The sequence below is a fragment of the Psychrobacter sp. genome (assembly GCF_030457785.1).
Classification (GTDB): Bacteria; Pseudomonadota; Gammaproteobacteria; order Pseudomonadales; family Moraxellaceae; genus Psychrobacter.
In genome coordinates, this window is record NZ_JAKDUI010000232.1 from 1 (window position 1) to 3,926 (window position 3,926).

Genomic DNA, 3,926 nt, shown 5'->3' on the forward strand with positions numbered 1-3,926 from the left:
GCATTCATCCCACTACCTTAGAGGTAGGGGATTTCTGCGGTAAAATGTTAAAAAAAGCGAATCATAAAAAATACCGCTAATGTTTAGCGGTATTTTTTTGTTTGGTGTTCGTGTTTGGTGTTTATAGTTATCGAAATTCCACCGTTGCATCATCTTCGATGACCCCTAACAATGCAAGTGCATCCCAGTTGGTCAAACGTACGCAACCTGCAGATGCTTGCCGACTGATACGAGCAGGATCTGGCGAGCCATGAATACCATAAGTTGGTTTACTTAGTCCTATCCACACGGACCCTACAGGGTTGTTGGGACCTGGTGGAATGATATATTGACTATCATCATCGTCAGTATAGGTGTAGTTGGGCTCATGCACCATCACCTCTACTGTGTGCTTTCCAGTTGGTGAAGGTGTCGCTGTGCTGCCCACCGTTGCCGGATAACTGGCTATCAAATTATCGTTATCATCGTAAGCGTATACCGTCTCGGTAGCTTTGTCCGCGACCACACGACTTACTGGCTTGGTGTTAGGGTTCCCTGGATTATATACGGTAATGGTTTCACCAGCGGTCAATCTAGCGTCCGAGTTCAATGCTTTCAGATACTTTTCATTCATATGAAATTTTTCTGCCAACCCCTCTAGCGAACTTTCGTAATGCATACCGTCTAGCTTCGACTTCGCTTCAGTGCTTGCTGGTATGTTTGTGGTTTTCACATTCACATCCGCTTCAGTGAGTTGATAGTTAACCAGTGCTGGCTGCTTCATCAAGTCTTCATCGCTTGTGAGCGCTTGCCACGTTTCTTGATTGAGCGTGTCAGTGACGTTCAAGCCGTTTTCTTTTTGAAATGCTTGCATGGCTTTACGAGTATTTACACCCCAATATCCATCAACTGGGCCGACACCATGGTGCTGCCAGTTCAACAAGGCCTGCAACTTAGTACCTAAATGACGATCTATCTCAGCGCCTTCTACCCAGCTGGCATTATTGACTTCATTTGCCACTGTTGGCAGATTATCAGTGTTGTATTTTAGGACAGGAAGTAGCTTGTCAAGTGATACCGCTGTTTCACTATCGCTGGTAAATTTTTGGCTAACACCGTTGGTGACAGGGCTAACTTCTTGGCTAGTACGTACTGTGCTCTGATTGTTCTGTCGTTGGAAGTCATTACTAGAGTCATTGGTTATAGAACCGCTGCTCGTTGCTGCAATACTATGCCCCATAAATCCTACCGTAGACAATCCTATAATCGCCAACGCCGTACTAATTCTTTTTAATTGATACATGTAAGCTCCAAATATTTATAACACTATAGTTTTATTTATTTAAATCACTGTAATCATGGTGCCATGGCAGTCTGTAAGCATATAACAGCTTTGTGTTAACAGAGTCCGGCTTATGCACTGTCTATGTAAAAAAATGATATTACCGATAAAAAACCCGCAAAAAAAACCCCATAAGTTGTGTCCAACTTATGGGGTTTTTTTTGCAGATAGACTTTTTATTCACCGGCAGATCAAAGAAGTGCTTTAAAGTAATCTATATGGTAGTAGAACACCAGGCAGGCGGCAGCTAGCAATGCGCCACAATAAACGCTTAAAAAATGAAAAGCGAATGTCCCTTTTTTAGGGGTACCATGCAGACTTAACAAGCCAGCCACAGAGCCGACCGTTAGAACACAACAAACAACAATAACCAAAGGATTTGTCAGCACTAGCTTGCCTCTCTAGCTTGCTCGAAGTCACATGTCCTTTGAGCTTTTTTTCTGCTCATGTCTTTTGACAACCTCTACCTCACTCACAAAGCTTTTGTGCAACATTCTAAACCTGTTCATTTCAGCAGTCAGCAGAATAATGTAATAAACAACTATCGTCAGTACATGATCTTAAACTAACATAGTTTTAAACCAGCTTTGCCAATACCGCCTGGCCCATTTCTTTACAACCAACTTTGGTTAATCCTGGTTCAGTTTGGTCTAAAATATCAACAGTCCGTAGCCCATCATCCAGAACTTCGCTAACAGCTTGCTCAATCGCCTGTGCTGCCTCTTCTTGTTTAAAGGTATAACGCAACATCATGGCCACAGACAAAATCGTCGCCAATGGATTGGCTTTGTCCTGCCCTGCGATATCAGGTGCTGAGCCATGGCATGGTTCATACATCCCTTTACCTTCCTCGTCTAGGCTTGCAGATGGCAACATACCAATAGAGCCTGTCAGCATTGCTGCTTCGTCAGACAGGATATCGCCAAACATATTACCCGTTACCATCACATCAAACTGCTTAGGATCTTTGATAAGCTGCATACAAGCATTATCAGCATACATGTGTGACAAGCTCACATCACCATAGTCTTTTTGTTGCATATCAACCATTGTCTGCTTCCACAGCTCAGTGACTTCTAATACGTTGGCTTTGTCCACAGAGCAAACTTTTGCAGTAGTACCAGCCGCTTGTGCACGTGTTTTTGCCAGCTCAAATGCGACCTTGCCGATGCGTTCAATCTCGCTGGTGCTGTAGACCATGGTGTTATAACCTTGCTTCTCACCATTCTCTAAGGTACGAATACCACGAGGCTCACCGAAATAGATACCGCCCGTCAATTCACGCACGATAAGCAGGTCCAAACCTGAGATAATTTCTGGTTTGATACTTGAGGCATTGGCGAGCTGTGGATACAGCTTTGCCACACGCAAATTGGCAAACAAACCCAGCTCGCCACGGATTTTTAGCAGACCACGCTCAGGGCGCTTGCTGCGCTCAATGCCATCCCACTTAGGACCGCCCACTGCTCCTAGCAATACTGCATCTGCTTCACGGGCACGAGATAAGGTCTCATCTGGCAACGGCTCACCAGTTGCATCAATGGCGGCACCACCAATCAAACTAGACTCAAGCGTTAATGCCAACGCAAATTTATCATTGACTGCATTAAGTACGTCAATGGCTTGGGTCATAATTTCCGGGCCAATGCCATCACCCGCTAATGTTAAAATCGTTGCCATACTGGTCCTTTTTAATATATTTATATTGATTGACACCACTTTTTTTAGTGTTTTCGATAAGTATCGAAGCGTTACGGTATCGTTTACCGATCAATTGAATAACTTGTAGGCGACTCAGTCACCGCTAGGTAGTGCTTTTATTGCCCAAACCAGTTTCTACAAACTCGCCTTGGGCTTCCCCACTCCCTAACTGCTTACAAAATCGGCGCTGTACTTCTTCGTCTTGTAGCAAGTCAATACATAGAGGCTCTGGGGATGCGGCTTCTAATAAACTACCGGCCTTGTCACTAGATTTATTTTGATAAGCCCGTAGCTGGTATATGCCAGCATCGGTGAAGTCATGGATCATTGCAAAACGTTCAATATACCCTAGGTTGTCTTCTGGATAAAAATTGATATGGATTTCGCGTTTGGCAGGCAAGACACGTGCATAATAATTTGTCAGACCTTCAATAGCAGATGCCGACAAGGGTACTACTTTGACAGACTTTTCATCGGCCAATGTTCGCATCTCTGCACCTATTGCCTTTTCGGTGTTTGTTTCAGTACCTTCTGGTCGCGCTGCTAGCATAGTAGAGTCGGCTGGCTCGTGACTGGTCGAAGCAATAATGGACTTTTTATCTATCTGCACGATTTCGCAATGATACGTACCCGCACAGGCAATATTTACTTCGCCAGCAACAGGCAAGATATACCCTGCCCATGCTTGCGCGTTTTCAGCTTCATCAATTTTTTGATACCCACTCAATAACTGACAGCCTGATAGAAAAAAGCTGGCAGCCATCACTGTACTCGTTCCCATAACAAAACGTGTTTTATTCATAATGGTAGCTACTATTCATAATTGAGGTAATAAAAACAACAAAGAAACACCTCTTATTCTAGCCAGTTCACCATCAGAACTCAACGTCACATCACCATTGTC

At 44.0% G+C, this 3,926-nt stretch carries 3 protein-coding genes; all 3 read right to left on the bottom strand.

All coding sequences use genetic code 11. The features are described 5' to 3' along the window. Positions 1 to 127 precede the first annotated feature (127 nt). The 3 genes from L0J61_RS09820 to L0J61_RS09830 all read right to left on the bottom strand — a co-directional run bounded on the left by L0J61_RS09820 (position 128) and on the right by L0J61_RS09830 (position 3,824). Positions 128 to 1,282: a L,D-transpeptidase family protein gene (locus L0J61_RS09820; RefSeq protein ID WP_301466265.1), complete on the bottom strand. Its 1,155-nt coding sequence runs from the start codon at positions 1,280 to 1,282 to the stop codon at positions 128 to 130. 615 nt (positions 1,283 to 1,897) lie between these two features. After that, positions 1,898 to 3,001, bottom strand: a complete 1,104-nt coding sequence (gene leuB, locus L0J61_RS09825; RefSeq protein WP_301466266.1) for a 3-isopropylmalate dehydrogenase — start codon at positions 2,999 to 3,001, stop codon at positions 1,898 to 1,900. A gap of 124 nt (positions 3,002 to 3,125) precedes the next feature. Beyond that, complete coding sequence (locus L0J61_RS09830) at positions 3,126 to 3,824, bottom strand: hypothetical protein (protein WP_301466267.1); 699 nt, start codon at positions 3,822 to 3,824, stop codon at positions 3,126 to 3,128. Between the last annotated feature and the right edge of the window lie 102 nt (positions 3,825 to 3,926).

Excerpts from the sequence above, each read along its gene's own strand:
- L0J61_RS09820 (WP_301466265.1), bottom strand. The coding sequence starts at position 1,282 with ATGTATCAATTAAAAAGAATTAGTACGGCGTTGGCGATTATAGGATTG.
- leuB (WP_301466266.1), bottom strand. The coding sequence starts at position 3,001 with ATGGCAACGATTTTAACATTAGCGGGTGATGGCATTGGCCCGGAAATT.
- L0J61_RS09830 (WP_301466267.1), bottom strand. The coding sequence starts at position 3,824 with ATGAATAAAACACGTTTTGTTATGGGAACGAGTACAGTGATGGCTGCC.